At 67.2% G+C, this 25,300-nt stretch carries 27 protein-coding genes and 1 pseudogene; 12 read left to right on the top strand and 16 right to left on the bottom strand.

Features of this window, described 5'->3' with window-relative positions; translation table 11 throughout:
* Nucleotides 1–31 precede the first annotated feature (31 nt).
* Nucleotides 32–1,198: a thiolase family protein gene (locus tag ACPCUW_RS12390; protein WP_063012146.1), complete on the top strand. Its 1,167-nt coding sequence runs from the start codon at nt 32–34 to the stop codon at nt 1,196–1,198.
* A 54-nt stretch (nt 1,199–1,252) separates the two neighbouring features.
* On the opposite strand, the gene ACPCUW_RS12385 is transcribed toward ACPCUW_RS12390, so the two are convergent.
* The 3 genes from ACPCUW_RS12385 to ACPCUW_RS12375 form a co-directional block, all read right to left on the bottom strand.
* Nucleotides 1,253–1,453 carry a hypothetical protein gene (locus tag ACPCUW_RS12385; protein ID WP_030516058.1) on the bottom strand — a complete coding sequence of 67 codons (201 nt, stop codon included), beginning with the start codon at nt 1,451–1,453 and terminating at the stop codon, nt 1,253–1,255.
* A 163-nt stretch (nt 1,454–1,616) separates the two neighbouring features.
* Nucleotides 1,617–3,485, bottom strand: a complete 1,869-nt coding sequence (gene fadD32 / locus ACPCUW_RS12380) for a long-chain-fatty-acid--AMP ligase FadD32 (protein WP_423424889.1) — start codon at nt 3,483–3,485, stop codon at nt 1,617–1,619.
* Between the two features lie 94 nt (nt 3,486–3,579).
* On the bottom strand, nt 3,580–4,824 hold the full coding sequence (locus ACPCUW_RS12375; RefSeq protein ID WP_104364640.1) for a KasA/KasB family beta-ketoacyl-ACP synthase: 1,245 nt from the start codon (nt 4,822–4,824) through the stop codon (nt 3,580–3,582).
* A gap of 218 nt (nt 4,825–5,042) precedes the next feature.
* Between ACPCUW_RS12375 and ACPCUW_RS12370 the strand changes: the two genes are divergently transcribed.
* Both ACPCUW_RS12370 and ACPCUW_RS12365 read left to right on the top strand, forming a co-directional pair.
* Nucleotides 5,043–6,041 carry an acyl-ACP desaturase gene (locus ACPCUW_RS12370; RefSeq protein ID WP_423424887.1) on the top strand — a complete coding sequence of 333 codons (999 nt, stop codon included), beginning with the start codon at nt 5,043–5,045 and terminating at the stop codon, nt 6,039–6,041.
* A gap of 118 nt (nt 6,042–6,159) precedes the next feature.
* Nucleotides 6,160–6,333, top strand: coding sequence for a hypothetical protein (locus ACPCUW_RS12365; protein WP_156055668.1), 174 nt, complete (start codon nt 6,160–6,162; stop codon nt 6,331–6,333).
* A gap of 25 nt (nt 6,334–6,358) precedes the next feature.
* Here the strand turns inward: ACPCUW_RS12365 and ACPCUW_RS12360 are convergent, their stop codons facing one another.
* Entirely contained in the window at nt 6,359–7,063 is a 705-nt protein-coding gene (locus ACPCUW_RS12360; protein WP_104394048.1) for a VIT1/CCC1 transporter family protein, read from the bottom strand.
* A 374-nt stretch (nt 7,064–7,437) separates the two neighbouring features.
* On the opposite strand from ACPCUW_RS12360, the gene ACPCUW_RS12355 reads away from it, so the two are divergent.
* A complete protein-coding gene (locus tag ACPCUW_RS12355; protein ID WP_030516063.1) occupies nt 7,438–7,815 on the top strand; it encodes a hypothetical protein in 378 nt (125 codons plus the stop codon).
* Here ACPCUW_RS12355 and ACPCUW_RS12350 read toward each other — a convergent pair.
* The 3 genes and pseudogenes from ACPCUW_RS12350 to ACPCUW_RS12340 form a co-directional block, all read right to left on the bottom strand.
* A pseudogene (locus ACPCUW_RS12350) lies at nt 7,816–8,091 on the bottom strand (Ada metal-binding domain-containing protein); the annotation flags it as partial.
* 23 nt (nt 8,092–8,114) lie between these two features.
* Nucleotides 8,115–8,867 (bottom strand): 2OG-Fe(II) oxygenase, encoded by a 753-nt coding sequence (locus ACPCUW_RS12345; RefSeq protein ID WP_423424885.1) that lies wholly within the window; start codon nt 8,865–8,867, stop codon nt 8,115–8,117.
* Nucleotides 8,857–9,342, bottom strand: coding sequence for a methylated-DNA--[protein]-cysteine S-methyltransferase (locus tag ACPCUW_RS12340; protein ID WP_104394045.1), 486 nt, complete (start codon nt 9,340–9,342; stop codon nt 8,857–8,859). The genes ACPCUW_RS12345 and ACPCUW_RS12340 overlap by 11 nt, the downstream gene beginning before the upstream one ends.
* 150 nt (nt 9,343–9,492) lie before the next feature.
* Between ACPCUW_RS12340 and ACPCUW_RS12335 the strand changes: the two genes are divergently transcribed.
* Nucleotides 9,493–9,915: a PPOX class F420-dependent oxidoreductase gene (locus ACPCUW_RS12335; protein WP_030516066.1), complete on the top strand. Its 423-nt coding sequence runs from the start codon at nt 9,493–9,495 to the stop codon at nt 9,913–9,915.
* An 18-nt stretch (nt 9,916–9,933) separates the two neighbouring features.
* Here the strand turns inward: ACPCUW_RS12335 and ACPCUW_RS12330 are convergent, their stop codons facing one another.
* Nucleotides 9,934–11,406 (bottom strand): flavin-containing monooxygenase, encoded by a 1,473-nt coding sequence (locus ACPCUW_RS12330; RefSeq protein WP_423424882.1) that lies wholly within the window; start codon nt 11,404–11,406, stop codon nt 9,934–9,936.
* Nucleotides 11,407–11,445: 39 nt separating this feature from the next.
* Here ACPCUW_RS12330 and ACPCUW_RS12325 point away from each other — a divergent pair, with 39 nt between their 5' ends.
* Nucleotides 11,446–12,483 (top strand): AraC family transcriptional regulator, encoded by a 1,038-nt coding sequence (locus ACPCUW_RS12325; protein WP_423424880.1) that lies wholly within the window; start codon nt 11,446–11,448, stop codon nt 12,481–12,483.
* Between the two features lie 13 nt (nt 12,484–12,496).
* Here ACPCUW_RS12325 and ACPCUW_RS12320 read toward each other — a convergent pair whose 3' ends face one another.
* Nucleotides 12,497–12,979 carry a nuclear transport factor 2 family protein gene (locus ACPCUW_RS12320; protein WP_030516069.1) on the bottom strand — a complete coding sequence of 161 codons (483 nt, stop codon included), beginning with the start codon at nt 12,977–12,979 and terminating at the stop codon, nt 12,497–12,499.
* A 103-nt stretch (nt 12,980–13,082) separates the two neighbouring features.
* Complete coding sequence (locus tag ACPCUW_RS12315; protein WP_423424878.1) at nt 13,083–13,853, bottom strand: SDR family NAD(P)-dependent oxidoreductase; 771 nt, start codon at nt 13,851–13,853, stop codon at nt 13,083–13,085.
* A 113-nt stretch (nt 13,854–13,966) separates the two neighbouring features.
* On the opposite strand from ACPCUW_RS12315, the gene ACPCUW_RS12310 reads away from it, so the two are divergent.
* A complete protein-coding gene (locus ACPCUW_RS12310; RefSeq protein WP_423424876.1) occupies nt 13,967–14,683 on the top strand; it encodes a TetR/AcrR family transcriptional regulator in 717 nt (238 codons plus the stop codon).
* A gap of 101 nt (nt 14,684–14,784) precedes the next feature.
* Here ACPCUW_RS12310 and ACPCUW_RS12305 read toward each other — a convergent pair whose 3' ends face one another.
* Nucleotides 14,785–15,183, bottom strand: coding sequence for a DUF1801 domain-containing protein (locus ACPCUW_RS12305; RefSeq protein WP_423424874.1), 399 nt, complete (start codon nt 15,181–15,183; stop codon nt 14,785–14,787).
* Nucleotides 15,184–15,214: 31 nt separating this feature from the next.
* Entirely contained in the window at nt 15,215–17,776 is a 2,562-nt protein-coding gene (locus tag ACPCUW_RS12300) for an ATP-dependent Clp protease ATP-binding subunit (protein ID WP_423424872.1), read from the bottom strand.
* 338 nt (nt 17,777–18,114) lie between these two features.
* Between ACPCUW_RS12300 and ctaD the strand changes: the two genes are divergently transcribed.
* Nucleotides 18,115–19,860: a cytochrome c oxidase subunit I gene (ctaD, locus tag ACPCUW_RS12295; RefSeq protein ID WP_423424871.1), complete on the top strand. Its 1,746-nt coding sequence runs from the start codon at nt 18,115–18,117 to the stop codon at nt 19,858–19,860.
* Here the strand turns inward: ctaD and yidC are convergent.
* Together yidC and ACPCUW_RS12285 are read right to left on the bottom strand one after the other, a co-directional pair.
* The gene (gene yidC, locus ACPCUW_RS12290; RefSeq protein WP_423424869.1) at nt 19,857–20,693 is read right to left on the bottom strand and encodes a membrane protein insertase YidC; all 837 of its coding nucleotides are present in this window, start codon (nt 20,691–20,693) and stop codon (nt 19,857–19,859) included. The genes ctaD and yidC overlap by 4 nt on opposite strands.
* 115 nt (nt 20,694–20,808) lie before the next feature.
* Nucleotides 20,809–21,105 carry a DUF6412 domain-containing protein gene (locus ACPCUW_RS12285; RefSeq protein WP_030516076.1) on the bottom strand — a complete coding sequence of 99 codons (297 nt, stop codon included), beginning with the start codon at nt 21,103–21,105 and terminating at the stop codon, nt 20,809–20,811.
* 127 nt (nt 21,106–21,232) lie between these two features.
* Between ACPCUW_RS12285 and ACPCUW_RS12280 the strand changes: the two genes are divergently transcribed.
* Nucleotides 21,233–22,327, top strand: a complete 1,095-nt coding sequence (locus ACPCUW_RS12280) for a dihydrodipicolinate reductase (RefSeq protein ID WP_423424868.1) — start codon at nt 21,233–21,235, stop codon at nt 22,325–22,327.
* The gene (locus ACPCUW_RS12275) at nt 22,324–22,803 is read left to right on the top strand and encodes a carboxymuconolactone decarboxylase family protein (RefSeq protein WP_030516078.1); all 480 of its coding nucleotides are present in this window, start codon (nt 22,324–22,326) and stop codon (nt 22,801–22,803) included. The genes ACPCUW_RS12280 and ACPCUW_RS12275 overlap by 4 nt, the downstream gene beginning before the upstream one ends.
* A gap of 44 nt (nt 22,804–22,847) precedes the next feature.
* Here the strand turns inward: ACPCUW_RS12275 and ACPCUW_RS12270 are convergent, their stop codons facing one another.
* Both ACPCUW_RS12270 and ACPCUW_RS12265 read right to left on the bottom strand, forming a co-directional pair.
* Nucleotides 22,848–22,979 carry a hypothetical protein gene (locus ACPCUW_RS12270; protein WP_423424866.1) on the bottom strand — a complete coding sequence of 44 codons (132 nt, stop codon included), beginning with the start codon at nt 22,977–22,979 and terminating at the stop codon, nt 22,848–22,850.
* Nucleotides 22,980–23,054: 75 nt separating this feature from the next.
* Nucleotides 23,055–23,630: a methyltransferase family protein gene (locus ACPCUW_RS12265; RefSeq protein WP_423424865.1), complete on the bottom strand. Its 576-nt coding sequence runs from the start codon at nt 23,628–23,630 to the stop codon at nt 23,055–23,057.
* 201 nt (nt 23,631–23,831) lie between these two features.
* Here ACPCUW_RS12265 and ACPCUW_RS12260 point away from each other — a divergent pair, with 201 nt between their 5' ends.
* Both ACPCUW_RS12260 and ACPCUW_RS12255 read left to right on the top strand, forming a co-directional pair.
* Nucleotides 23,832–24,734: an alpha/beta hydrolase family esterase gene (locus tag ACPCUW_RS12260; RefSeq protein ID WP_423424864.1), complete on the top strand. Its 903-nt coding sequence runs from the start codon at nt 23,832–23,834 to the stop codon at nt 24,732–24,734.
* Entirely contained in the window at nt 24,731–25,297 is a 567-nt protein-coding gene (locus ACPCUW_RS12255) for a YbhB/YbcL family Raf kinase inhibitor-like protein (RefSeq protein WP_423424863.1), read from the top strand. Before ACPCUW_RS12260 ends, ACPCUW_RS12255 begins: the two co-directional genes overlap by 4 nt.
* Nucleotides 25,298–25,300 lie beyond the last annotated feature (3 nt).

Genomic DNA, 25,300 nt, shown 5'->3' with positions numbered 1-25,300 from the left:
CCTCGAGTAACTTTGATCGATCGGAGTGGCTATGACCACGGCAGTCGTCGTCGATGTCGTCCGGACCCCGTCCGGTAAGGGAAAAACCGGTGGCGGCCTGTCCCAGGTCCACCCGGCCACCCTGCTGGCCGGAGTGCTGTCCGACCTGGTCGCACGCAACGACCTGGATCCGGCGCTGGTCGACGATGTGATCGCCGGCTGCGTGACGCAGAGCGGGGAACAGGCGTTCAACATCGCCCGTACGGCGGTGCTCGCGGCCGGATTTCCGGAGGCCGTCCCCGCTACCACCGTCGACCGCCAGTGCGGCTCCAGTCAGCAGGCCGCGCACTTCGCCGCTCAGGGCGTGATCGCCGGCGCCTACGACATCGCCATCGCCTGCGGTGTGGAGTCGATGTCGCGGGTGCCGATGTTCTCCAACGGCCAGGGCGCCGACGCCAATCGCGGTCCGATCGCCCATCGCTACCCCGAAGGGCTTGTGCAGCAGGGTATTTCGGCAGAGGTGATCGCCGCGCGGTGGAAGTTCGACCGCGCCGCACTGGACGAATTCGCGGCCCGGTCGCACCGGCTGGCCGCCGAGACCGCCGCTTCGGGCGGGTTCGATCGCGAGATCGTCGCGGCCGGAACCCTGCAGGCCGACGAGACCATTCGCCCGTCCACCACGGTCGAGGGCCTGGCCGGTCTGCGTCCCGCCTTCGCCGACGACCAGTACCTGGCCCGCTTCCCCGAGATCGACTGGTCCATCACGCCGGGCAACTCCTCCCCGCTCACCGACGGTGCCTCCGCGGCCCTGATCATGAGTGAGGAAAAGGCCGCCGCACTCGGCCTGCGCCCGCGCGCCCGCTTCCATTCCTTCGCCGTCACCGGCGACGACCCGCTGCTGATGCTGACCGCGGTCGTCCCCGCGACCCGGAAAGTGCTGGCGCGCGGCGGTCTGTCGATCGACGACATCGACGCCTACGAGGTGAACGAGGCCTTCGCGCCGGTCCCGCTGGTGTGGGCGCACGAACTGAACGCCGACCCGGCCAAGCTGAACCCCCGCGGCGGCGCCATCGCACTGGGGCATCCGCTCGGCGCCTCGGGCGTCCGCATCCTCGCGACGCTGGTCAACCACCTCGAACAGTCGGGCGGCCGCTACGGCCTGATGACCATGTGCGAGGCCGGTGGTCTCGCCAACGCCACCGTCATCGAACGACTCTGAGGATCGATCGGATCACGTGTGCCGGTCGGCGTCCCCGACGCCGACCGACGCACGCTACCCGCGGCGCCGGCAACTGTCGGGCACGATATGCCCGGCGGTTACCAGCGCGTCGAACGCCGCCTGCTTGATACCGCAGCCGTCGGTCGAACAATCGGTGTGCAACTGCATCACCTGATGCGCACGCTCCACTGTCAATGGCCGGGTGGGCGCCGAATGTGCCATCACCACAATGAGATAATCGGTAGACAACTCCATGACATTGCCCCATATCCGGTTCTACATGTTGATGTAGCTACACGGTAACTCCGCAACGCGGCCTCGCCGACGGACAAGTACCGGACAATCCGGTGCCCAGAGGACATCTCAACGGGCACACGAGGATTGCCTCACCTAATCAGCCTCCCCCGCTCCGCCACGGCTAGTCGTCGCAGACGTCCGGGAAGGCCTGCTGGCGGTGGCCGCCGCGCAGGGTTCCCGTCAGATATGCGGCCTTACAGGCACGTCGGGCGATCTTCCCGCTCGACGTGCGCGGAATCGATCCGGCCGGCACCAGGAGCAGTTCGCGCACGGTGACCCCGTGGCGCGCCGAAATCGCCGCCCGCACCACCTCCGCCACCGGCCCCGTATCGAGTTTCGCTGCGCCACTTCCCCGTTCGGCCACGATTACCAGATGTTCGCCTCCGTCCCCGGAGGCGGCGAGTTCGGCGGGCAGCTCGTCACCGCGCACCGAGAACGCCGCCACGAAACCCGGCCGCAGTGCGGCCGACGACTCCTGTGCCGACATCTCCAGATCCTGCGGATAGTGGTTGCGCCCGTCGACGATCACCAGATCCTTGACCCGGCCGGTGATGTACAACTCGCCGTCGTGATACACGCCGTAGTCCCCGGTGCGCATCCAATATGCCTGTGGCGCAGCGCCTTCGGCACGGCTGGCGGCGGGCTGCCGGGCGCTGAGCCGGTTGTGGAAGGTCGCCTCGGTCTCCTCGGCACGACCCCAGTAGCCGATGCCCATGTTCTCCCCGTGCAACCAGATCTCGCCCACCCGGCCGTCCGGCAGTTCGGCGCCGTTGTCGTCGACGATCACCGCCCACTGTGAACGCGCCACATATCCGCAGGACACCTGTGCCACGGCGTCTTCCGCATCCGGGGCGACCTCGACGAGGTCTCCGGCATTGAGGCGGGTGCGGTCGGCGTAGACGACCCGCGCGGCGTCCTCACGCCGGGTGGCCGACACGAACAGGGTGGCCTCGGCCATCCCGTAACACGGCTTGATCGCCGTCTTCGGCAATCCGTAGGGCATGAAGGCATCGTTGAATTTCGCCATCGACGACACCGACACCGGCTCACTGCCGTTGATCAGACCGATCACATTCGACAGATCGAGGTGCTCACCCGCCTTCGGTCGTCCGCGCGTCGCAGCATGCTCGAACGCGAAATTCGGTGCGGCGGCATAGGTTGCGGCGCCGTCGGAGGCGGCGGCCAACTCCTTGATCCAGCGATAGGGCCGCCGGACGAACGCACTCGGCGACATGATGGTGATGAACTTGCCGCCGATCGCCGGCAGAATCACACACAGCAGGCCCATGTCGTGGAACAGCGGCAACCAGGTGACGCCGCGGGCGGTTTCGTCGATGCCGAGCGCGTCGATCATCTGCAGCAGATTCGTGCCGACCGAGCGATGCGTGATCTCCACGCCGGCGGGCGTGCGGGTGGAACCGGAGGTGTACTGCAGATACGCGACGCTGTCGATATTGATATCCGGTTCGCTCCAGCCCGCGCCGACGCTGTCGGGAATCGCGTCGACGGCGATGATGCGCGGACGCTGACCCGTCGGCATGCCGCGGAAGAATTCGCGTACCCCGGCCGCCGCGGAACTCGCGGTCAGAATCGCTGTCGGCCGGCAGTCGCCGAGGACGGCGTGCAGCCGGTCGGTGTGGCCGGGTTCGTCCGGATCGAACAGCGGTACAGCGATATTGCCCGCGTACACCGCCGCGAACATCGCCACCACGTAGTCCAGGCCCTGCGGCGCCAGAATGGCCACTCGATCCCGCGGCCGGGTCACCTGCTGCAACCGGGCCGCCACCGCCCGCAACCGCGCACCGAACTGACGCCAGGTGAGCTCGTGGTACTCACCGTCGCGCTCGCGCGAATAGTCGATGTAGCGGTAGGCCAGCTCGTCCCCGTTCGCCGCACTGTGCTTGTCGACGAATTCGATCAGGGTCGCATCGCCCAGGATCTTGATGTTGCCGTGTTCGTCCAGATAGTCATCGAAGGTCTCGCCGATCATTCCCTCATCCTTTTCACGCACGAACGTCACGCACGAACAGTCACGCAGGAACGAAAGCCCGGAGCCCGCACTCGGCGGAGCTCCGGCGGGCAACTCAATACCGGCCGAAGGTCAACGACACGTTGTGGCCGCCGAATCCGAAGGAATTGTTGACCGCGTAGTCGATCCGCCCCGCCCGGGCCTGGCCCTTGACGATGTCCAGATCGACATCCGGATCCTGGTTGTCCAGGTTGAGGGTGGGCGGGACGACGCAGTCGCGAATGGACAGCACCGTGAGCACCGATTCCAGTGCCCCGACGGCGCCGATGGAATGTCCCAGCGCCGATTTCGGCGCGTAGACCGAGGCGTGATTGCCGACCGCCGCGGCGATGGCACGGGCCTCCGCGGTGTCGCCGATCGGGGTGGCGGTGGCATGCGCGTTCACATGTCCCACATCGGTTTTCGACAATCCGGCGGTCTGCAGCGCGCGGGTGATGGCCCGCGCCGCGCCCGTGCCGTCCGGATCCGGCGCCACCAGGTGGAAACCGTCGGAGGTAAGGCCGGCGCCGAGCAGCCGGGCATGCACGGTGGCGCCGCGAGCCCGGGCGTGTTCCTCGGATTCGAGCACCATCATCGCGCCGGCCTCACCGAAGACGAATCCGTCACGATCGGTATCGAAGGGACGCGAGGCGCGTTTCGGATCGTCGTTGCGCGTACTCATCGCCCGCATCATGGTGAACGCGGCGATCGGCACGGCCTGGATCGACCCCTCCACACCGCCGGTCACGACCACGTCGGCGTCGCCCATCACGATCATCTTCCACGCGTTGGCGATGGCCTCCGACCCCGAGGAACACGCCGAAACGGGGGTCGCGATACCGGCTTTGGCGCCCAATTCCAGCCCGACCACCGCGGCCGCGCCGTTGGGCATGATCATCTGGACCGCGAGCGGGCTGACCCGGCGATATCCGCCGTTGGCCATCTTGTCCTTGACGTCGATGAGCGCCTCCACACCACCGAGCCCGGTGCCGATGGAGACGCCGAGCCGCTCCGGATCGACCTCGGGCGCACCGGCGTTGCGCCACACCTCGCGCCCCAGCACCAATGCCATCTGCTCGACGTAGGACAGCCTGCGGGTCTCCTCACGGCTCAGAACGGTGGACGGAACGACCTTGAGGTGACCGCCGATGCGGACCGGAAGTTCGAACTGGTCGATGAAACCGTCGTCGAGTACGTCGATTCCGCTCTCACCGTTCAACAGTCCCTTCCACGTGGAGTCGACATCACCGGCGATGGACGTGGTCGCGGCCAGGCTGGTGACGACGACGTCGCGGTAGCGCATACGGCTGGAAACCGTCATTCTCGGCTCACTTTCGACAGGCAACACTGCGGAACAGGGGCAACACTGCGGCGAATACAAGCTGGAGCGACAACGGTGGCGATGGAGCGGCTACATTAGCGAGACGAAACACGACCGGCACAGCCCTGAGTGCCACCCGGCAACCCGGTCGTGACTGCACTGTACCGGTTTCCTCCCGCAGCGTCGCACGGCGATCCACAACGAGGAAGGGCAACACCGTGGTCAGGAATCTCACCCAACTCGAGCTGCTACTGGAACTCGAGCCCGTGGCGGAGAGCAACGTGCATCGGCATCTGTCGATGGCGAAGACGTGGCATCCGCACGACTACGTCCCGTGGGATGCGGGACGCAATTTCGCGGCCCTCAGCGGAACCGATTGGGACCCCGCCCAGTCACGGCTGAGCGAGGTCGCCCGCGCCGCGATGGTCACGAATCTTCTCACCGAGGACAATCTGCCGTCCTACCATCGCGAGATCGCCGAGAACTTCTCCACCGACGGCGCCTGGGGAACCTGGGTGGGACGCTGGACGGCCGAGGAGAACCGGCACGGCATCGTGATTCGCGACTATCTGGTCGTGACCCGCGCGGTCGACCCCGTGGCCCTGGAACGGGCCCGGATGGTCCACATGACCAACGGTTACGACGCGATGAAACTCGTGCGCGAAAGCGACAAGGCCAGCGTGGTGGAGCGGGCCGACACCGGATTCCTGCACTCGGTCGCCTATGTGACCTTCCAGGAACTGGCCACCCGCGTCTCACATCGCAACACCGGGAAGGTCTGTGACGATCCGGTCGCCGACCGCATGCTGGCGCGCATCTCCGCGGACGAGAACCTGCACATGATCTTCTACCGCAATATGTGCGCGGCGGCTTTGGATCTGGCGCCCGACCAGGCGCTGGAGGCGATTTCCGATATCGTGTGCAATTTCCGGATGCCGGGTGCCGGAATGCCGGATTGGCGGCGCAACGGCGTGCTGATGGCAAAACACGGAATCTACGATCTGCGCCAGCATCTGGAGGAAGTGGTGATGCCGGTGTTGCGCAAGTGGAATGTGTTCGATCGCAACGACTTCACCGCGCGCGGCGACCGGGCGCGCAATACCCTCGGGGAATTCCTGGAGAAACTGCGAAACGATTGTGCGCGTTTCGAAGAACAGCGGGACCGGGCGCTGGCCCGGGAGGCCCGCAAACGGGAGCCGGTGGGCTCCCGGTCGTGAGCGGCGGCAGCGCGGCGGTGTAAGCGACTGCATCCCCGAGCATTTCGATTGGGTTTCGAAAGCGACAGAGCGGCAGAACACATTGCCAGAAAATAGCCGCGGGTGCACACTGGGAGTTATGACCGCTTCACCCCGCGCTGCTCACTCCACGGACCGCGAAACCGTGGCGCTGATCGACGCATCCCATCCCGTCGTGCACGTCGAATTCCGGATCGGCGATCCGCACCGGCAAGCCAAGATGCGCGCGGTCATGGACCGGCTGCGCGTGGGAAACCGGTTCCGGAACCGCTGATTTCGCCTGCCGCCCCGACCGCCCGCTAGACCGCGATACCGACCAGGTGGCCGACTACATAGGTCGTCGCCATCGCCAGCGCACCGCCCGCCAGCACGCGAATCGTCGCGCGCCCCACCGGCGCCTGCCCCAGACGGGCGCCGATGGCGCCGGTCGCGGCCAGTGCCACCAGAACCGCCGTCGCGGTGACCGGAACCCGGATCGCCGCCGGTACCAGCATGGCCAGCAGCGGCAGCAGCGCCCCGATGGTGAACGCCGAGGCCGACGACAGCGCGGCATGCCACGGGTTGGTCAGTTCGCTCGGATCGATGCCCAATTCGGCCTCGGCATGGGCGGCGAACGCGTCCTTGGCCGTCAACTCCTCGGCGACCTTCCACGCGGTGGCCGGCGTCAGGCCCTTGCCCTCGTAGATGGCGGCCAGCTCGGCGAGTTCACCCGCCGGGTCCTCGGCGAGTTCCCGCCGTTCCACGTCCAGCACCGCGCGCTCACTGTCGCGCTGTGTGCTCACCGACACATACTCGCCCAATGCCATCGACACCGCGCCCGCCGCGAGTCCCGCGACGCCCGCGGTGACGATCGCCGACGTCGACGTAGTGGCGGCCGCCACACCCACGACAATCCCTGCGACGGAGACGATTCCGTCGTTGGCACCCAGCACCCCGGCCCGCAGCCAATTCAGTCGTACCGACAAACCCGGTCCGTGAGTTTCCGGCCGGACCACACTCTCCATTACCGCCGTATCCGCTTGCACCAGACAAAAATAACCCGGCCGCCTTTTCCTCGCCAGCAAAGAAAGGCTGCCCGAATTTAGGTAAACCATTGCACAGGAAGGTATCCCATACCTTATTTCGAAAAGCCGGAACACTCCGCCGATTATTGCGCCGGATATCGAATTGCGTTCGTCGCCAAGACTTTCGGCGATGTCGCCCGGCGGGACCCGCACGGGTTGCGGCGCTGTCCGATTCGCGTCGATCGCCCGGGGACCGGGGGCGGCCCCGGCCGGGTGGTGTGCACCACCCAGCCATGAGAGGGCCGGATTGCGGGGTGATTGCGGCTCTCGGCGCTTACACTTTGCGAGACCAACTGGAAAGGGACTGGCGCAGAATGGACGCGGTCGTCACGGAAGTTGCGGTCGAAGGTAAGCGGCTCATCGACGAGGTGTGGCTGGGGCGGATCAGTCGCGAGCAGGCGGTACATCGGTTCGTGCAGGTGGGCGACGGTTTGGTCGAGTTCGACACGGCCGCCGACATCGTCGACGACGGACTGGCCTGGCTCGATTCCCACGCCTCCCGGCTACGACTACTGGCCTGGTGCTCCTGGCTGGAACTACCGGTCTTCGGCGGCCTGGCCGTGCTCGGCGTGCTGACCGAGGACTACCTGTCCACCGGATTCTCGCTGATCCTGCTGGCCGCCCTGCAATTGGTGCACCGGCACATCGGTCCGCCCCGGCCGCCGATCCGGCGGCGGCAGCGCAGCATCTGAGCGCGCGGATTTCCAGCGCCGATACGCCTCCGGCAGACACCGCGCGCACGGCCGGTATCCGGCGGCGACAGCGGTGGCCTCGTCGGCGAAGAACACGCGGTATGCGGCGTAGTTGCCGCGGCGCAGGGCGCGCAGTGCCGCCGGGCAGTCCAGCCGCCCGTAGATGCGCTGACGCCGATGCCCGCCGACCGTGCCCGCGGTCGGGCTGCGGTACGGCACGGCGTCGGAGCCGAGCAGCACGTAATACCGCGCCGGAGCACGGTCCCCGTCATCCATCGACACCCCTGTCGACGCCGCCCTCACGCATCGTGGAATACGAGGCCGAGGGTATGGCGGTGCCCGCTGCGCACCACGCTCACGCCGTGGCGCATGGGCGCGGCCGACCAGCCGCGGGTGGACCGTACCGGGCGCTCCCGGGTGGTGAAGACCAGCGCGTGCCCCTGCGGCAGAGTGACTGCCGCGCCGCGGGATTGGGCGCGCGGGCGCTGTTCGACCATCAGGAATTCGCCGCCGGTGTAGTCCGCGCCGGCGGCATCCAGTCCGACCACCACCTGCAGTGGAAAGATCATGTCGCCGAAGAGGTCTCGATGCAGTGCGTTCCAATCGCCCGGGCCGTAGCGCAGCAGAATCTGCGCCGAGCGGTTCTGCCCGGCCCGGTGGCACTGGGCGATCCAGTCGTCCAACTCGTCCGGCCACGAACCGGGGCGGCCCAGTCGTTGCGCCCACATCCGCGCGATGGGCAGCAATTTCGGATACAGCGCGGCGCGCAACTCGGAGACCACCGGAGGCAGATCGTGGGTGAAGTAGCGATATTCGCCGGACCCGAAACGGTGGCGCGACATCTCGATGGTGGAGCGGAAGCGGTGGGCCTCGCCGTACAGGGCCGCGAGCGAGCGGCATTCGTCCGCGCTCAGCAGGCTGCCGCTGAGCGCGTACCCGTGCTCGTCGAGGTCCTCCGCCATCCGCGTCCAGTCCTGCGCATCCACCCGAGCGCCGAACGACGTCGCGGTAAGCCCCGGTCCGGTCGCTGCCGGACCGTTCTCACGCGGCATGTTCGAGCTCCAGCAGTTGCCGCTTGCGCTCGAGCCCGCCCGCGTAGCCGGTCAGGCGGCCGTTCGCGCCGATCACCCGGTGGCACGGTCGCACGATCAGAACCGGGTTGGCACCGATCGCGGCCCCGACCGCCCGCACCGCAGCCCGCGGCGCACCGACCCGGGCGGCGATGTCACCGTAGGTCACCGTGCGGCCGTACGGGATGTCGTCGAGCGCCTGCCACACCCGACGCCGGAATTCGCTGCCCTCGACCGCATAGTCGAGTTCGAAGCGGGTGCGCTGCCCGGCGAAGTAGCTGTCTAGCTGACACACGACCGATTCGAACGGCGCGCGATCCTCGGTCCAATCAGGTTGCACTACAGCGCCTTTCCCGCCCGCGATGGACAGGGCGGTGAGGGCGACACCACCCGGGCGCACCTCGCCGACGAGCATGAGCTCACCGAGCGGACTCGCCGTCGTCGTGTAGACCGTCATTGCTGATCCTTTCGGTATTCGATCCGTACGCTCCCCAATCTGCCGGAGCCCCGGATCGAATACCGGCGGAAATCAGACATCGCGTCCGAGCCGCGCGGCGGGTGCGCGCACCGCGGGAATGAAACGATTCGCGCAGGCGTCGGACCGGATATGCGACTTCCCGATTCCGCGCGCGAATTCGTCGGCGCCGGCGCCAACGCGACCCTGGTCACCCTGAATGCCGACGGCAGCCCGCAGATTTCCGTCGTCTGGGTGGCGTTGCAGTCCACTCCCGAGGGCGACGAGCTGGTCAGCGCACATCTCGGCGAATATCTGAAGGTGCGCAACGTGCGCCGCGATCCGCGAGTGGCGCTGACCATCGTCTCGGATCAGCCCAGCGAGTTCATGCGGCCGTATCTGTCGGTCACCGGCACCGCGCGCATCGTCGAGGGCGGGGCGCCCGAACTGCTGAAGGAACTGGCCGCCGTGCTCGCCGCACCGGGTCTGAACTTCCCTCCTGCCGACGCACCGCCGGGACTGCTGACCCGCGTACGGATCGACAAGATCGGCGGCGTCGGCCCCTGGGCGAGCTGACCGGGACCGGCGCTGCACTCAGGCGTTCGACAGCGCCGCCGTGCGCCGGACCGGCTGCAGCGTCTTGTCCAGATTCGTGCGCATGGTCGTGGCCGAATCCAGCAGGTAGTTCTGCCGCACCTTCCACGGATGCCGATCGCCCTGCCGCGGGAAGTCGCCGATGGACCGCTGGATATAGCCGGAGGCGAGGTCGAGCAGCGGATGTTCGGTGAGCTCGCCCTGCGGTTGCGGTACCACCGCGTCGTATCCACGCCGGTCCATATGGGCGATCACCTTGCAGACCAGCCGTGAGGTCAGGTCGGCGCGCAGCGTCCAGGACGCATTCGTGTAGCCGATGCAGACCGCGAAGTTGGGGACGCCGGTGAGCATCGTTCCCTGCCAGACGAACCGGTCGGACAGGTTCACCGGCTCGCCGTCGACCTCCAGCGTGATACCGCCGAAGGCCAGCAACTTCAGGCCGGTCGCCGAGATGACGATGTCGGCGGGGAGCACCCGGCCCGATGTCAGCCGGATGCCCTCGGGCACGAAGGTGTCGATGTGATCGGTGACCACCTCGGCCTTACCCTTGCGCATCGCCTTGAAGAAGTCGGCGTCCGGCACCGCGCACAGCCGCTGATCCCACGGGTTGTACTCCGGGGTGAAGTGTTCGGCGACCAGCTTCTCGTCCTTGAGAATGCGAGTGGTCAGCGCGGTGAGCAGCTTGCGCGCCGCCTGCGGACGACGTCGGCAGTACTGATAGAAACCGACGTTGAACAGGATGTTCTTCGTGCGGATCACACGGTGCGCCAAGCCCGCCGGCAGCAGTTCCCGAATCTTGTCGGCCTGCTTGTCCCGGCCGGGCACCGCGGAGATCCAGGTCGGTGAACGCTGCAGCATGGTCACCAGTTCGGCCTGCTCGGCCATCGCCGGAACCAGCGTCACGGCGGTGGCGCCGCTGCCGACGACCACGACCTTCTTGCCGGCGTAGTCGAGATCCTCCGGCCAGAACTGCGGATGCACCATGGTGCCGGAAAAGGTCTCCACGCCCGGGAATTCGGGCGCGTGGCCCTCGTCGTAGTCGTAGTAGCCGGCGCACGAGTAGAGGAAGCGGCAGCTCAGCGTGCGCTCCGCATCGCCCTGCCGCAGGGTCAGCGTCCATCGCGACTCGGCGCTGGACCATTGTGCCGCAACGACTTTGGTGCCGTAGCGAATATGCTTGTCGATCCCGTAGCGGCGCGCCGTCTCGGTGATGTAGCGCAGAATCGAGGGACCGTCGGCGATCGATTTGGCATCGCGCCAGGGCTCGAACGGGTAGCCGAGGGTGAACATATCCGAATCCGAGCGGATGCCGGGGTACCGGAACAGGTCCCAGGTGCCGCCCAGCGACTCGCGCGCCTCGAGAATCGCATAGGACTTTCCGGGCAATTCGGTCTGCACGCGGTAACCGGCGCCGATTCCGGACAGACCAGCGCCCACGATGACGACGTCGACATATTCACCAGCTGCGGTCATGGTTCCAGTCTCCTGGTTCCGCCCGCGGCATTCTTGACTTTGCGCGACAAGTATTTGATTCTGGACGACATGTCGGTGATCCGCTCGGCCGGTTTGCGCGGTTTTCGCGCGACCGTGGCCGAACTCGGGGGAAATGCGGAGGAATACGCGGCCGCGGCCGGTTACCCGATCGCCGCCCTGGACGCGGACGATCTGCTGGTGTCGGACGAGGCGATGGCGCTGGTGCTGGAGATCGCCGCCGACCGGCTGCGGTGTCCCGATCTGGGCCTTCGGATCGCCGCCCGGCAGGACCTCGGCATGCTGGGACCACTCGCGCTGGCCATCCGCAGCTCGCCGACCCTGGCCGATGCGCTGGAGTGCACCTCGCGCTACCTGTTCGTGCACGCGCGCTCGCTGAGCCTGACCATCGAACCGGATCCCTACGGCGACCGTGGTGTGACGGCCCTGCGCTACGGCGTCGAACCGGGGTTCCCCCAACCCGTCCAGGGCACCGATCTCGGCCTGGGATTTCTGCATCGCACGCTGATCCGGCTGGTGGACGGCCCGTACGGCCTGCGCTCAGTGGAGCTGCCGTACCGCCCGCCGGGTCCGCGCGCGGCCTACGAGAATTTCTTCGGCGTCCCGGTGCGCTTCGAGCGACCGGCGGCCATGCTGCGGCTGCCGAGCAACCTCACGAGCCGGGCGATCGCGGGCGGCGATGCGAATCTGCGCCGGCTGGCGGTGGCATTCCTGGCCGAACAAGCCGGTGACACCGGCGCCTCCACGGTGCCGGGGGTGCGGGCCGCCGTACAGCAGCTGCTGGGCACGACCGCACCGCAGATCGATTCGGTGGCAAGGCTTTTGACGATCCATCCGCGCACCCTGCAGCGGCGCCTGGCGGCCGAGCACACGACCTTCGCCGCCATCGTCGACGATGTGCGCCGCGGTGAGGCCCGACGCTATCTGACCACAACGGATCTGCCGATGAGCCAGATCGCCTCACTGCTCGGCCTCGCGGAACAGGCCACCCTGACCCGCTGCGCGCGCCGCTGGTGGGACAGCACTCCCACCGCGATCCGGCGCACCGCCCGGCCCTGAGCGGCCGACCGGATCAGTGCGTGACGCTGGGGTCCCAGCGGCTGGCGGTGATGGTGAATCCCTGGATCGAGGACAGCGGCATCATCGCCTCGTAGTTGCGTTGATAGCCGGTCTTCGTGATGCGCCAGCGGCCGTCGGATTCACGGCGATAGGTGTCGCGGTAGTACGCGGCGCCGCGAATCATGATCCCGTGCTCGGGAACGATGACCGTATCCTCGAGACACCAACTGCCGGAGGCGGAATCGCCGTCCACCGCGATCTCGGGATGACTGCACACATGCGAGGTGATCATGGTGCCGGTCATCGCGCCGCTGAGATAGCCGACGATGGCGTCGCGGCCCTCGAACTGCAGCGGCTTACCGCCCGACGGCGAGCCGTAATCGGCCACCGCGTCCGCGGCGAGGGTATCGGCGAACTCGTCCCACTCCCGCAGATCCAGCGTCCGCAGATAGCGGTATTTCAACGCACGAATCTCTTCCAACGCAACCAGATCCATCGCGGTCACCTCCTGGTTTCGGCCCCGCCAGCACAATAGAACACGTTTCTGTTTCGGTCCGGGCTTTCCCGATGACCGGGACGGCCCGGACCGATTCGCCACATCAGGCGTGGGTGCCGCCGTCGATGCGCACCTCGGTGCCGGTGATGAAGGCGCCGTCGTCGGAAGCGAGCATGGCCACCACGCCGGCGACCGTGTCGGGCGAGGCGAAACCCTGGCCGAGCATCGGCATGAGCTTGGTGAACAGCGAGAAGTCGGCGTCCTCGGGCAGGCCCGGGCCGCGGCCGTCGGTCATATCGCTCGAGATCGAGCCGGGCGCCACGGCCACCGCGCGCAGGTTCTGCTTGGAGTACTCCGAGGCCAGCGCATGGGTCATCGACATGATGCCGCCCTTCGACGCGGCATAGGCAGCCATATACGGGTGCGCGAAGTAGGTGGACGTGGAGGCGAAGTTCACGATGACGCCGCGGCCGCTGTCCAGCAGCGCAGGCAGCGATTCCCGGATCATCAGGAAGGTGCCGGTGAGGTTGGTGGTGATGATGCGGTTCCAGTCCCCCAGCGGCATCTCGTGGGTGTGCGCCGAGCGGAGAATGCCGGCCGCGTTGACCAGCGCGTCCAGCCCGCCCAGGGTCTCCACGGCCCTGGCGACCCCGGCCTGCACCGAGGACTCGTCGGAGATGTCGATCGTGACGGTGGTCAGCCGATCGGCGCTGCCCTTCTCGGCGGCCTGCTTCGCGGTTTCGGCCAGTCCCGCCTCGTTGACGTCGGCGGCCACCACGGTGCCGCCCTCGGACAGGATGCGATGCACGGTGGCGCGGCCGATCCCGGATCCGCCGCCGGTGATCAGAACCCGGCGGTCTGCGAAACGCTCCATTGCGAAACTCTCCTCAACTGCGATTTTCTCGTCTGTTTGACACAGTACGCCTGAGTGGCACGTTGTGCCAGAGTGACAATTCGCGCTTAGACTGTGCGGACAGGAGGTGACTCATGCCCGAGTCGAGAACCGGCCCATCCGCCCCCGCATCGCCGCGCCCGAACCTGGCCGCGCGGCGCAAGTCGGCGACCCGGATGGAGATCGCCCACACCGCCGCCCGCTTGTTCGCCGAGCGCGGCACCGCGGCGGTCACCGCCGAGCAGATCGCCGCCGCTTCCGGCGTCGGCCTGCGTACCTTCTATCGCTATTGCCGTACCAAAGAGGATGCCGTGGAACCGATGCTGTCGGCGGGTGCGTCTCGCTGGCTGGACATCCTGGGCGACGGACCGGACCGATTGCCTACGATCGCGGAACTGGAGACCGCCGCGATCCGCGCCCTGAACGTGGTGGACCGCGACGAACTCGACATCACCCGCGGCCTGTTGCGCGCGATGGCGGACGATTCGGCCCTGCGCGCGGTCTGGTTCCGGGTCAACCTCACCGGTGAGCACGCCCTGCTGGAGTTGCTGACGAAACTGTCCCCGGACACCGATCCGCTGCGCCTGCGCACCCTGGCCGCCGCGGCCGCCGGCGCGATCCGCATCGGACTCGAGCAATGGGCCGACGACCACGGCCCGGTGGCACAGCCGGGTAGTGTTGCCGAAACATCCTCGGCCGCAGCGCGAACCGATACGCGAGCGGGCGGACCGGCTCCCCTGGTGGTCAGATGTATGCGCGAACTGACCGCCGGCGTCTACGCACAAGCCCCTGCGGACACGACAACGGGCTAAAGACGGCCACGGCGCCGGACCGCGCGATCCGCCCACGGCGACGTGTCGGCCTGCGCCGATCCGCCGCACGACAGGTCCATGAACTCCGCCGGAGTGATCCGTCAATCCACCTGTGCGGCATCATGTTTCAGCTTGCGCCAACCGCCCGCGCGATTGTTCGCGATGATCTGCCGCAGCATCGCCGACAGCGCGGGGGCATTGATCGTCTCCCCCTCGCGAATCGCCACGGTGCGCGCCGTCGTGTTGTCGTGACCGCCCGTGATGATGCCCTCGTGATCGGGCACCATCGCCCCGTCGTAGAGGAATATGTCGACGTGCGTCTTCGTCGCCAGAAGCGCGCAGATGTTGCCGTCGAGGACGAAATACGGTCGCACTCTGCGCTTTACGGTCTCGGCGACATCCCGGTCGGCGGCGTGGACGAGTTCGCGCACCTGGCGGCAGATATCACGCTGCCACGCCGGTAGCGCGTCGATGTAGGCGTCGACGCGCGGATCGGCCACGTAACTCACTATGCCGGACTCCTGGCGGAGGTCAGCTCTTTCCGGACTTCGCTCCGGACTTCTTCTCGGACTTGGCATCGGACTTGGCATCGGACTTACCGTTCGCCTTCCTACCCTTCGGCTTCTGGCCGTTCGCGGAAGCGTCGAGCGAGCGTTCGGCCCCGGATCCGGCCACCGCGGCGACGAGCAGCCCGGACTCGTCGGCATCGACGCGCACGGTGTCGCCCGGGTTCAGCTCGCCACCGAGCACCAGCCGGGACACCTGATTCTCCAGCTGCTTCTGCACCGTCCGGCGTAGCGGGCGAGCGCCGAATTCGGGCTGATAACCATTCTCCGACAACCAATCCCGCGCCGCGTCGGTGACGTCGAGTTCGATGTCCTGGGCGCGCAGGCGGCGCCGGGGGCCGTCGAGAACCAGATCGACGATGCGGCGCAACTGTTCCTGGTCGAGCCGGTGGAACACGATGGTCTCGTCTATGCGGTTGAGGAATTCCGGCCGGAAATGCTGTTGCAGCCGCTCCATCAACCGCGGGGTGATGGCGTCGAGCTCCGCCGAAGTGGCCTTCAGAATCAGATCCGAACCGATATTGCTGGTCATGATCACGATGGTGTTCTTGAAATCGACCGTGCGACCCTTGGCGTCGGTGACGCGCCCGTCGTCGAGCAACTGCAGCAGCACATTGAAGACGTCCGGATGAGCCTTCTCCACCTCGTCGAACAGGATCACCGAATACGGCTGGCGGCGAACCTTGTCGGTGAGCTGTGCGGCATCCTCGTAGCCGACATATCCGGGCGGTGCGCCGACCAGCCTGGACACCGTGTGCTTCTCCTGGAATTCGCTCATATCGAATCGGATCAGCCGGTCCTCGTCGCCGAACACCGCCTCCGCCAGCGCTTTCGCCAATTCCGTCTTGCCCACACCGGTCGGGCCGAGGAACAGGAACGAGCCGATCGGACGGTTCGGATCCTTCATCCCGGCGCGGGCGCGGCGTACCGCCTCGGCGACGGCCACGATCGCCTCGTCCTGCCCGATCACCCGCTTGTGCAGCACGTCCTCCAGCTGCAGCAGGCGCTGTCGTTCCTCGACCGTCAACTCCGACACCGGAATTCCGGTCTGCTTGGACACCACCTCGGCGATGTCGTCGAGAGTGACCGTCGGCGCCTCGTCGGCGGTGATGTGGCCGACCCGTTCCTCGGCGGCGGCGATCTCGCTCTTGAGTTCGTCCGCGCGGGCGTAGTCCTCGGCCGCGACGGCGGCATCCTTCTCGCGCTCGAGGCGCGACAATTCCTCCTGTGCCGCACGCAGATCCGGGCCCGGCATGCGGGTGCGCAACCGGACCCGGGCGCCGGCCTGGTCGACCAGGTCGATCGCCTTGTCGGGCATGAACCGGTCGGTGATGTAGCGGTCGGACAGCTCCGACGCGGCGACCAGCGCCTCGTCGTCGTAGTGCACCTGATGGTGCTCCTCGTAGACGTCGGCGAGTCCGCGCAGTATTTCGATGGTGTCGGCGACCGACGGTTCCGGGACCAGCACCGGCTGGAAGCGGCGCTCCAGGGCGGCGTCCTTTTCGATGTAGCGCCGGTATTCGTCGACGGTGGTGGCGCCGATGGCATGGAGTTCGCCGCGGGCCAGCGCCGGTTTGAGCAGGTTGCCCGCGTCCATCGAACCCTCGCCGCCGGTGCCGGCGCCCACGATGGTGTGCAACTCGTCGATGAACAGCACCAGTTCGTCGGAGTGCTCGCGGACCTCGTCGAGAATCTTGGTCAGCCGCTCCTCGAATTCGCCGCGATATTTGCTGCCCGCCACCAGCGAGCCCACATCGAGGGCCACCACCCGCCGGTCGGCCAGGGTGCTGGGCACATCGCCGTTGACGATGCGCTGCGCCAGGCCCTCGACGATCGCGGTCTTGCCGACACCGGGATCGCCGATGAGTACCGGATTGTTCTTGCGCCGCCGGGAAAGGATTTCCACGGTTTGCTCGATCTCCTCGGCGCGGCCGACGACCGGGTCGACCTTGCCCGCGCGGGCCTCGGCGGTCAGATCCCGGCCGTATTCGTCGAGCGTCGGTGTGTCGGTGGGCTTCTTCTGCCCCTCGCCGACGGGCAGTTTCGCCCCCGAAAGAGACTGCGCGGCAGGACTTTCCAGATTGTCGGCGATGCCCAGCAAGATATGCTCCGGGCCGATGTAGCTCGATCCCGCTTCGGCGGCGTTGCGCTGCGCGGTGCGCAGGGCCAGTTTGGCGCCGGGGCCCAGGACGACTTGGCCGCCCGCGGTCGCGGTGGCCTCTCCGCTGCCGGCGGCACCGCGCATCTGCGCGGCGACCTGGTCCGGATCCCGGCCCAGCTGGGCGATGATCCCGCGCGACGGTTCGACCTGGGTGGCGGCGTAGAGCAGATGTTCGGCGGTGACCTCCGGATTACCCCAGTCCTGCGCGGCCGAGCGGGCGATCGCGATCAGCTCCTTGGCGCTGTCGCTGAGCAGCCGGCCCAGATCGATGCGCTGTACCGGTGGCTGCGCGGCCATCCCGGGGCCGAAGAAGCGATTGAACAGATCGTCGAAGGAGTTGAACGAACTGGGCCAGGCAGCGGTCATGTCCACACCTCGTATCTCGGAATCTCGTCGTCGCAGCGGCGAGCGAACGGACAGCTACGGTCCGCACCGCCGCACTCACCTCAGAACCACTCCGAAACGGTCGGGTCCAACCGTACTCCCGGCCGTCGTTTCCGTGGAAGTCACCGAAGCATCCGTTACTTCCCAGCGATCCCCGTAGAAGTTTCCGGCGATCCATCTGCCGGGAAGTGGGTATCGATGGGAGCATGGGCGCGTCCGGCGAAGATCACGACCGATCGCGCACCGATACCCGGCGGGATTCGACACGTTGATCTTGCCGCGGTGCCACACTCGAAGATGGTTGGGCTCGAGGAGGAACTGTGACTACAGCACCATCTCGCGGCGCCGCCGAGATCGAAGCCGCAAGGCCTTATCCCCGGCGGATCGCCCCGAAGGGTTCGCAGCTCTGGACGATCGTCACGACGACCGATCCGAAGCTGCTCGGCATGATGTACATCGTCAGCTCGATGGCGTTCTTCCTCGTCGGCGGGCTGATGGCGCTGCTGATGCGGGCCGAGCTCGCTCGCCCGGGTCTGCAGTTCCTGTCGCCGGAGCAGTTCAATCAGCTGTTCACCATGCACGGCACCCTGATGCTGCTGTTCTATGCCACGCCCATTGTGTTCGGCTTCGCCAACTGCATCCTGCCGCTGCAGATCGGCGCGCCCGATGTGGCGTTCCCGCGGCTGAACGCGCTCAGCTACTGGCTCTACCTCTTCGGCGCCTCGCTCGCCACCGCCGGATTCGTGACTCCCGGCGGCGCCGCGGACTTCGGCTGGACCGCCTACACCCCGCTGTCGGATATCGTGCACTCCCCGGGCGTGGGCTGCGATATGTGGATTCTGGGTCTGGCCGTCTCCGGTCTGGGCACCATTCTCGGCGCGGTCAATATGCTCACCACGGTGGTCGTGCTGCGCGCGCCGGGAATGACCCTGTTCCGGATGCCGATGTTCACCTGGAACATCGTGGTCACCAGCGTGCTGATCCTGCTGGCCTTCCCGATTCTCACGGCGGCGCTGATGGCGCTGGCCTTCGACCGTCATCTCGGCGGCCACATCTACGATCCCGCCACCGGTGGCAATCTGCTCTATCAGCACCTGTTCTGGTACTTCGGCCATCCCGAGGTGTACATCATCGCACTGCCGTTCTTCGGCATCGTCACCGAGATCTTCCCGGTGTTCAGCCGCAAACCGGTCTTCGGCTACACCGCGCTGGTCTACGCCACGATGAGTATCGGAGCGCTGTCGGTGGCCGTGTGGGCACACCACATGTTCGCCACCGGAGCGGTCCTGCTGCCGTACTTCTCGTTCATGACCTTCATGATCGCCGTCCCGACCGGAGTGAAGTTCTTCAACTGGATCGGCACCATGTGGAAGGGGCAGCTGACGTTCGAAACGCCGATGCTGTGGGCGCTGGGATTCCTGGTCACCTTCCTGTTCGGCGGCCTGTCGGGTGTCATTCTCGCCAGCCCGCCGCTGGACTTCCACGTCACCGACACGTATTTCGTCGTGGCGCACTTCCATTACGTGCTGTTCGGGACGATCGTGTTCGCGACCTTCGGCGGTATCTACTTCTGGTTCCCGAAGATGACCGGCCGGCTACTCGACGAGCGGCTCGGCAAGATCCACTTCTGGACCACCTTCCTCGGTTTCCACACCACCTTCCTGGTGCAGCACTGGCTGGGTAACGAGGGCATGCCGCGCCGCTACGCCGACTATCTGCCCTCCGACGGATTCACCACACTCAACACCGTGTCCACGATCGGCTCGTTCATTCTCGCCTTGTCGATGATCACCTTCGTGTGGAACGTGTTCCGCAGCTACCGCTACGGCGAGGTGGTCACGGTGGACGACCCGTGGGGGTACGGCAATTCGCTGGAGTGGGCGACGACCTGCCCGCCGCCCCGGCACAACTTCTACGAACTGCCCCGAATCCGGTCGGAGCGGCCGGCATTCGAGTTGCACTATCCGCACATGATCGACCGCCTGCGCGCCGAATCGCATATCGGCTGGGGCGCCCCGCATGCGGAGGTGCACGAGACCGCCCCGGCCGAACAGGAACGGGCCTAGATCGTCGGTACCGCCGGTGGCGGCAGCGGTTCCAGCGGGCCGAGCCTGCGATGGACCACGTGCTGCTGCACGAAGGTCCAGGTATTGCTGGTCGCGAAGTAGACCAGGATGCCGACCGGCATCACCAGGCCCGCGACCAGTGTGCCCAGCGGAAACAGCCACAACGTCATCGCGTTGATCAGCCGCATCTGCGGGGTGATCTCGAGCTGGCGAGCGATCGACGCCCGCGCGGTGCAGTGGGTCGCGACGGCCGCGATCAGTACCAGCGGGATCGCCACGACGGCCACCGACGCCACGCTGTCGGTGGAGGTCAGCGTCGCCGACAGCGGTGCGCCCAACAGATCGGCGTGCAGGAACGACCGCACCTGCTCCGGTGCGAACACGTAATTCGCGGTATCGGCGTTCTGCGCCGCGGACATCGCCGCGGTGCTGCCGAGGAACGGCACATACGAGCCGCCGCCGGTGCGGTCGAAGGAATGCAGCACATGCAGTAGTCCCAGGAACATCAGCAGTTGCACGAGCACCGGCAGGCAGCCGCTGAGCACGTTGAAGTTGTGCTGCTGCTGCAATTTCCGGGTCTCGACGGCCAATCGCTCGCGGTCGTCGCCGCATTCGGCGCGCAGCTGCCGCATCTTCGGTTGCAGAACGGCCATCGTGCGGGAGAACCGGACCTGAGCGAGGAACGGCCGATACAGGGCGGCGCGCAGGGTCACCACCAGCATGACGATCGCCAGGGCCCAGGACAGGCCGCTCGGGGCGCCGAACAGGACGGCGAATCCGGTGTGCCAGAGCCAGAGAACGGCGGCGACCGGGTAGTACACGAAATCGAGCATGGGATATCACCTCACTTCGAGGCACCCGTGAAGGTACGGGCGAGTGAACAGGGGCGGCTGGACAGCTGCGCGTTCACTGCGGCCGGCTGGGAGCACCGGCGTGGGTGACGCGCTATCAGCTCCAGCGACCCGGTGCCCTGGGCCGCACCCGGCCCGCCGTATCCGGATTGCTCTGTCGCAGAAAAGATCCCCGCCGCCGCTGCTGCGCCGACACGGGTGGTCCACTGCTGCCACCGATCGGCTGCAGTCGCACCCGGCTGGAGTAGGCGGCGACCACCGCCAACGCGAGAACCGCCGCGGCGGCAACCGCCAGCAGTGAATTCGGTTCGCCCGCAGGCATGATCGTGGCGGCGACCACGGACAGTACGAGGGCGCACAGCATCAGCGCCGTCGAACGGATCCGCATCACCATGACGATCAGGGTACCGAACGGCACGGCGCACCGAGCTGAGCCGACGGCCTGGTGTCCGGGCACAGGGACCGACGGCAGACCCGGCAAAACGCCCACAGCGAACCAAGCACTTGCTAGTGTCGGAGCGATGATCTCGACGATCGTCTGGGGTACGGGCAACGTCGGCCGTGCCGCGATCCGCGCCGTGCACGCGCACCCCGAACTGGAACTGGCCGGGGTGCTGGTGCACGATCCGGCCAAGGTGGGGCGCGATGCGGGCCGGCTGGCCGGACTCGACCACGACCTCGGTGTCCCGGCCTCGGCCGATGTCGATGCTCTGCTGGCACACCATCCCCGCGCGGTCGTGTACGCGGCGTCCGGCGATATCCGGCCCGACGACGCCCTGCGCGATATCGTGGCCGCGATCCGCGCGGGCGCCGTGGTCGTCACCCCCGCCCTCTACGCGCTCTACGATCCCCGCAACGCTCCCGCCGAGGTGCGCGAGCCGGTGCTGGCGGCGATCGCGGCGGGCGGTGGTTCGCTGTTCGTCTCGGGTATCGATCCCGGGTGGGGCAACGATGTGCTGCCGCTGCTGGTGAGCGGGCTCGGTCACCGGGTCGACACGATCCGCTGCCAGGAGATCTTCGACTATTCCACTTACGACCAGCCGGATTCGGTGCGCTACCTGGTCGGGATGGGACAGCCGATGGACTACGAGCCGCCGATGACCGCGCCCGGTGTCCCGACGATGGTGTGGGGCGGTCAGATTCGCCTGATGGCACGCGCCCTGGGCGCCGAACTCGACGGCATCCGCGAGACGCTGGACCGGCGTGCCCTCGACACCACGGTGACCACCGCGGCGATGGGTGACTTCGACGCGGGCACCCAGGGTGCGGTGCGGTTCGAGGTGCAGGGCATGGTCGGCGGCCGGCCGCGCATCGTGATCGAACACGTCACCCGCATCCACCCCGACTGCGCACCCGACTGGCCGCGCCCGCCCGACGGCGCGGGCGCGCATCGCATCATCGTGGAGGGCGATCCGCGCATCGAGGTGACCGTCGAGGCCGAGACCGAGGGCGGTAACCGCGCGGCCGGCGGAAATGCCACTGCCGTCGGCAGATTGGTCAACGCCATCGACTGGCTGGCCGCGGCCGAGCCCGGCCTCTACGACGCCCTCGACGTCCCCTTGCGCCCCGCGGTCGGCAGATTCGCGAGCGACCCATCCGAAAGGACACCGCAATGAACATCGACATCCCCGAGGGGAAGGATCCGATCGGCTACGTCTGGGGTGAGATGGTGCCGGGGATCGGGCCCGCCGCCTCGAAACTGTCGCTGGCGGTCTACTCCCACAGCACCCTCGGACTGCGAGAGTTCGAGGCGGCGCGGCTGCGGATCGCACAGATCAACGGCTGCCTGTTCTGTCAGGACTGGCGCACCGAGCGCGACGGGCAGAAGGTGGAGATCGGCTTCGAGCAGGCCGTCACCGATTGGCGCACAACCGATTCCTTCGACGACCGAACCCGGCTGGCCGCCGAATACGCCGAACGCTACGTCCTCGACCACCACAATCTGGACGACGAGTTCTGGGCCCGGATGCGTGCGCACTACAGCCAAGCCGAGATCGTCGAGCTGAGCATGTGCATCGGTTCGTGGCTGGCGTTCGGCCGGCTCAACCGCGTCCTCGGACTCGACACCGTGTGCGTGCTGCCGGGCCACTGAGGGTCCGGGCGCTGCCCGGGGGTGCTACTGCTCGGGCGAGGCCGTCACTGTTTGGGCAGGGCCCCGGCCATTCCGCCGACGTCGGTCACCTTCCAGCCGCTGCCGGGATCGACGTCGACCGTGTAGGTGACGGTGGTCCGCGCGCCCTGCGGCGTCTGTGCGCTGATGGAGTTCACGTCGCCGCCATGCTGTTATCAGCAACGAACGGCTATCACTATGACCCGCGTCACGTGTGACCGGCCACAAGGCGGTCACCAGAGACCGGGGACGAGCCGCCTCGTGCGAGCGCGGTAGTCCTCGTAGGAACGGCCCAGGGTGTCGACCATCGCCCGTTCTTCCACATCGATACGACGCAGAAATGCCAGGGTGGGCACGACGATCAGCAGCAGCAGCGAGATCCAGTTCCCCGCAGCGACACCGAAACCGATGGTGAGCAGCAGAACTCCGGTATAAGAGGGGTGGCGCACCCAGTGGTACGGCCCGCGATCGACGACGGCCTGATCGGCATCGACCTCGACGGTGGTGCGAAAGGCCACGCCCAGCACCGTGATCGCCCAGATTCGCACACCGAGCCCCACGACCATCAGCGCGACTCCGGCAACCTGCCAGACAACCTCGCGATGGGTGGTGAAGCGCAGATCGCTGTCGGCCGGCAAGGCGATCGAGACCACGTTCGCCACTGCGATCGATACGGCGACGACGATCATGATGGTGGTCCGGGTCCCGCGGTCGCGGGTGGTGGATCCTTTGCGGCGCAATCGGTCCCGAATCGCCAATCCGATCTCGAAGAGCAACCAGATCCACGTCGTCACCACCGCGGCATTCACGACGACCCTCCCATGGGCTCGCGGCGGACCGGGCGCCCGCCGGTACCGAATAGACCACCGCCACCGCGTCCGGCACATCGGGAAAGTCCCGGAGATCTCCCCCGATCTCATCCCAGGAGGCCTCGCGCCGTTCCGACAGAGCTGCGCAGTATTACTGTATTGATCCGACGGCGAACGGGCGTGCCGCGTGAAGGGGAGCCGATGACCGCCGAACTGATTCCGGGCGAGCTGACCCATGACGGCCGGCGCCGTAGCTTTCATCTGCGACCACCCCGGGACCCGGACAGTCCGCTGATCGTCGCGTTGCACGGGAATATGGGACCGGATGCCCAGGGCGGCGGTCTGCTCATGCACGACTGGACCCGATTCGCCGATCACGCCGAGGAATGGGGTGTCGGTGTCGTCTATCCGGACGGCTGCCACGGCAGTTGGGCGGACGGCCGCGGCGTCACGGCCGCGGAGGAAAACGGGGTGGACGATGTGGGGTTCCTGCGCACCCTGATCGACTGGTGCGCGGAGAAGTTCCGGACCGCATCCGATCGAACGCTGGTGGCCGGAATATCCAACGGCGCCTTCATGTCCCATCGTCTCGCGCTCGAATGCAGCGAACGGGTCGCCGTCTTCGCCGCGGTGGCCGGGGCACTGCCCGCCGATCTGACCGCGGTGCGGCCGACCCACGCGGTGTCGGCGATGCTGATCAACGGCGACGCCGATCCCCTGGTTCCGCTCGCCGGCGGCCATTCCCGCCACCGCGGGCCGGACGGCGAACCGCGCGGGCAGATTCTCGGCGCCGCCGCGACCGCCGAGCACTGGGCGAACCTCGACCGATGCGCGGACGAACGAACTACCGTCACGACCGCCGGATCGCGACGCGTCACCGCCGCACACGGCATCGGCGATACCGCCGTGACGGCATGGACGGTAGTCGGCGGCGGTCACACCTGGCCGGGTGTCGCCGTACCGGAGGAGTGGGCCGGTGCTCCCGGTGCGGTATCCACCCTGGAATTCGATGCCACGGTCGAAATCCATCACTTCGCCCGCCCGCTGCTGCGACCGGCGGCGCGGCGGCTACGTCCACCTCGGTCGGAGAAGGAGAACCGATGAGCATTCTCGGCAAACTGCTCGCCAATCGCCGCGCCGGTACATCGGAGCTGGCGTGGAATCAGCCGAACCTGAGCAGCGACAGCGTCTTTCGGCTCACGAGTCCGGATTTCGAGCCGGAGACCACGCTCGACATCCGGCATGCCTCCCACCGAATCGGTGGCGCCGACGAGTCCCCGGCGCTGGATTGGAGCGGCGCGCCCGACGACGCGACGGGCTTCCTGCTGGTCGTCGAGGATCCCGACGCTCCGATGCGGAAGCCGTTCGTCCATTGCGTCGCGCTCCTCGAGCCGTCGCTGCGGAGCTTGGCACGCAACGCATTACGTGCCGATACCACCGAGCCGAGGGTACGGGTGCTGCGCTCCGGTTTCGGCAGCGGGTACATGGGTCCCGCGCCGATCAAAGGACACGGTCCGCACCGGTACGTCTTCCAGTTGTTCGCCCTCGGCGCGCCCCTCACCACAGCCGCGGGCAAACCTGTCGAGAACGCGAAACCCCGGGATGTGCTGGCGGCCGCGCAGGCCGTGGGCCGGGCCCGGATCGACGGTTTCTACGAACGTCGTTGAGGC

The organism is Nocardia sp. AB354 (assembly GCF_049538315.1).
Taxonomy (GTDB): domain Bacteria; phylum Actinomycetota; class Actinomycetes; order Mycobacteriales; family Mycobacteriaceae; genus Nocardia; species Nocardia nova.
The sequence above is the reverse complement of the archived record's forward strand: the minus strand, read 5'-3'. Positions and strand labels throughout refer to the sequence as shown.

What these genes read in the sequence shown, in the direction of transcription:
- ACPCUW_RS12390 (WP_063012146.1), top strand. Translation starts at nt 32, where the DNA reads ATGACCACGGCAGTCGTCGTCGATGTCGTCCGGACCCCGTCCGGTAAG.
- ACPCUW_RS12385 (WP_030516058.1), bottom strand. Translation starts at nt 1,453, where the DNA reads ATGGAGTTGTCTACCGATTATCTCATTGTGGTGATGGCACATTCGGCG.
- fadD32 (WP_423424889.1), bottom strand. Translation starts at nt 3,485, where the DNA reads ATGATCGGCGAGACCTTCGATGACTATCTGGACGAACACGGCAACATC.
- ACPCUW_RS12375 (WP_104364640.1), bottom strand. Translation starts at nt 4,824, where the DNA reads ATGACGGTTTCCAGCCGTATGCGCTACCGCGACGTCGTCGTCACCAGC.
- ACPCUW_RS12365 (WP_156055668.1), top strand. Translation starts at nt 6,160, where the DNA reads ATGACCGCTTCACCCCGCGCTGCTCACTCCACGGACCGCGAAACCGTG.
- ACPCUW_RS12360 (WP_104394048.1), bottom strand. Translation starts at nt 7,063, where the DNA reads ATGGAGAGTGTGGTCCGGCCGGAAACTCACGGACCGGGTTTGTCGGTA.
- ACPCUW_RS12355 (WP_030516063.1), top strand. Translation starts at nt 7,438, where the DNA reads ATGGACGCGGTCGTCACGGAAGTTGCGGTCGAAGGTAAGCGGCTCATC.
- ACPCUW_RS12345 (WP_423424885.1), bottom strand. Translation starts at nt 8,867, where the DNA reads ATGCCGCGTGAGAACGGTCCGGCAGCGACCGGACCGGGGCTTACCGCG.
- ACPCUW_RS12340 (WP_104394045.1), bottom strand. Translation starts at nt 9,342, where the DNA reads ATGACGGTCTACACGACGACGGCGAGTCCGCTCGGTGAGCTCATGCTC.
- ACPCUW_RS12335 (WP_030516066.1), top strand. Translation starts at nt 9,493, where the DNA reads ATGCGACTTCCCGATTCCGCGCGCGAATTCGTCGGCGCCGGCGCCAAC.
- ACPCUW_RS12330 (WP_423424882.1), bottom strand. Translation starts at nt 11,406, where the DNA reads ATGACCGCAGCTGGTGAATATGTCGACGTCGTCATCGTGGGCGCTGGT.
- ACPCUW_RS12320 (WP_030516069.1), bottom strand. Translation starts at nt 12,979, where the DNA reads ATGGATCTGGTTGCGTTGGAAGAGATTCGTGCGTTGAAATACCGCTAT.
- ACPCUW_RS12315 (WP_423424878.1), bottom strand. Translation starts at nt 13,853, where the DNA reads ATGGAGCGTTTCGCAGACCGCCGGGTTCTGATCACCGGCGGCGGATCC.
- ACPCUW_RS12310 (WP_423424876.1), top strand. Translation starts at nt 13,967, where the DNA reads ATGCCCGAGTCGAGAACCGGCCCATCCGCCCCCGCATCGCCGCGCCCG.
- ACPCUW_RS12300 (WP_423424872.1), bottom strand. Translation starts at nt 17,776, where the DNA reads ATGACCGCTGCCTGGCCCAGTTCGTTCAACTCCTTCGACGATCTGTTC.
- yidC (WP_423424869.1), bottom strand. Translation starts at nt 20,693, where the DNA reads ATGCTCGATTTCGTGTACTACCCGGTCGCCGCCGTTCTCTGGCTCTGG.
- ACPCUW_RS12285 (WP_030516076.1), bottom strand. Translation starts at nt 21,105, where the DNA reads ATGGTGATGCGGATCCGTTCGACGGCGCTGATGCTGTGCGCCCTCGTA.
- ACPCUW_RS12280 (WP_423424868.1), top strand. Translation starts at nt 21,233, where the DNA reads ATGATCTCGACGATCGTCTGGGGTACGGGCAACGTCGGCCGTGCCGCG.
- ACPCUW_RS12275 (WP_030516078.1), top strand. Translation starts at nt 22,324, where the DNA reads ATGAACATCGACATCCCCGAGGGGAAGGATCCGATCGGCTACGTCTGG.
- ACPCUW_RS12260 (WP_423424864.1), top strand. Translation starts at nt 23,832, where the DNA reads ATGACCGCCGAACTGATTCCGGGCGAGCTGACCCATGACGGCCGGCGC.
- ACPCUW_RS12255 (WP_423424863.1), top strand. Translation starts at nt 24,731, where the DNA reads ATGAGCATTCTCGGCAAACTGCTCGCCAATCGCCGCGCCGGTACATCG.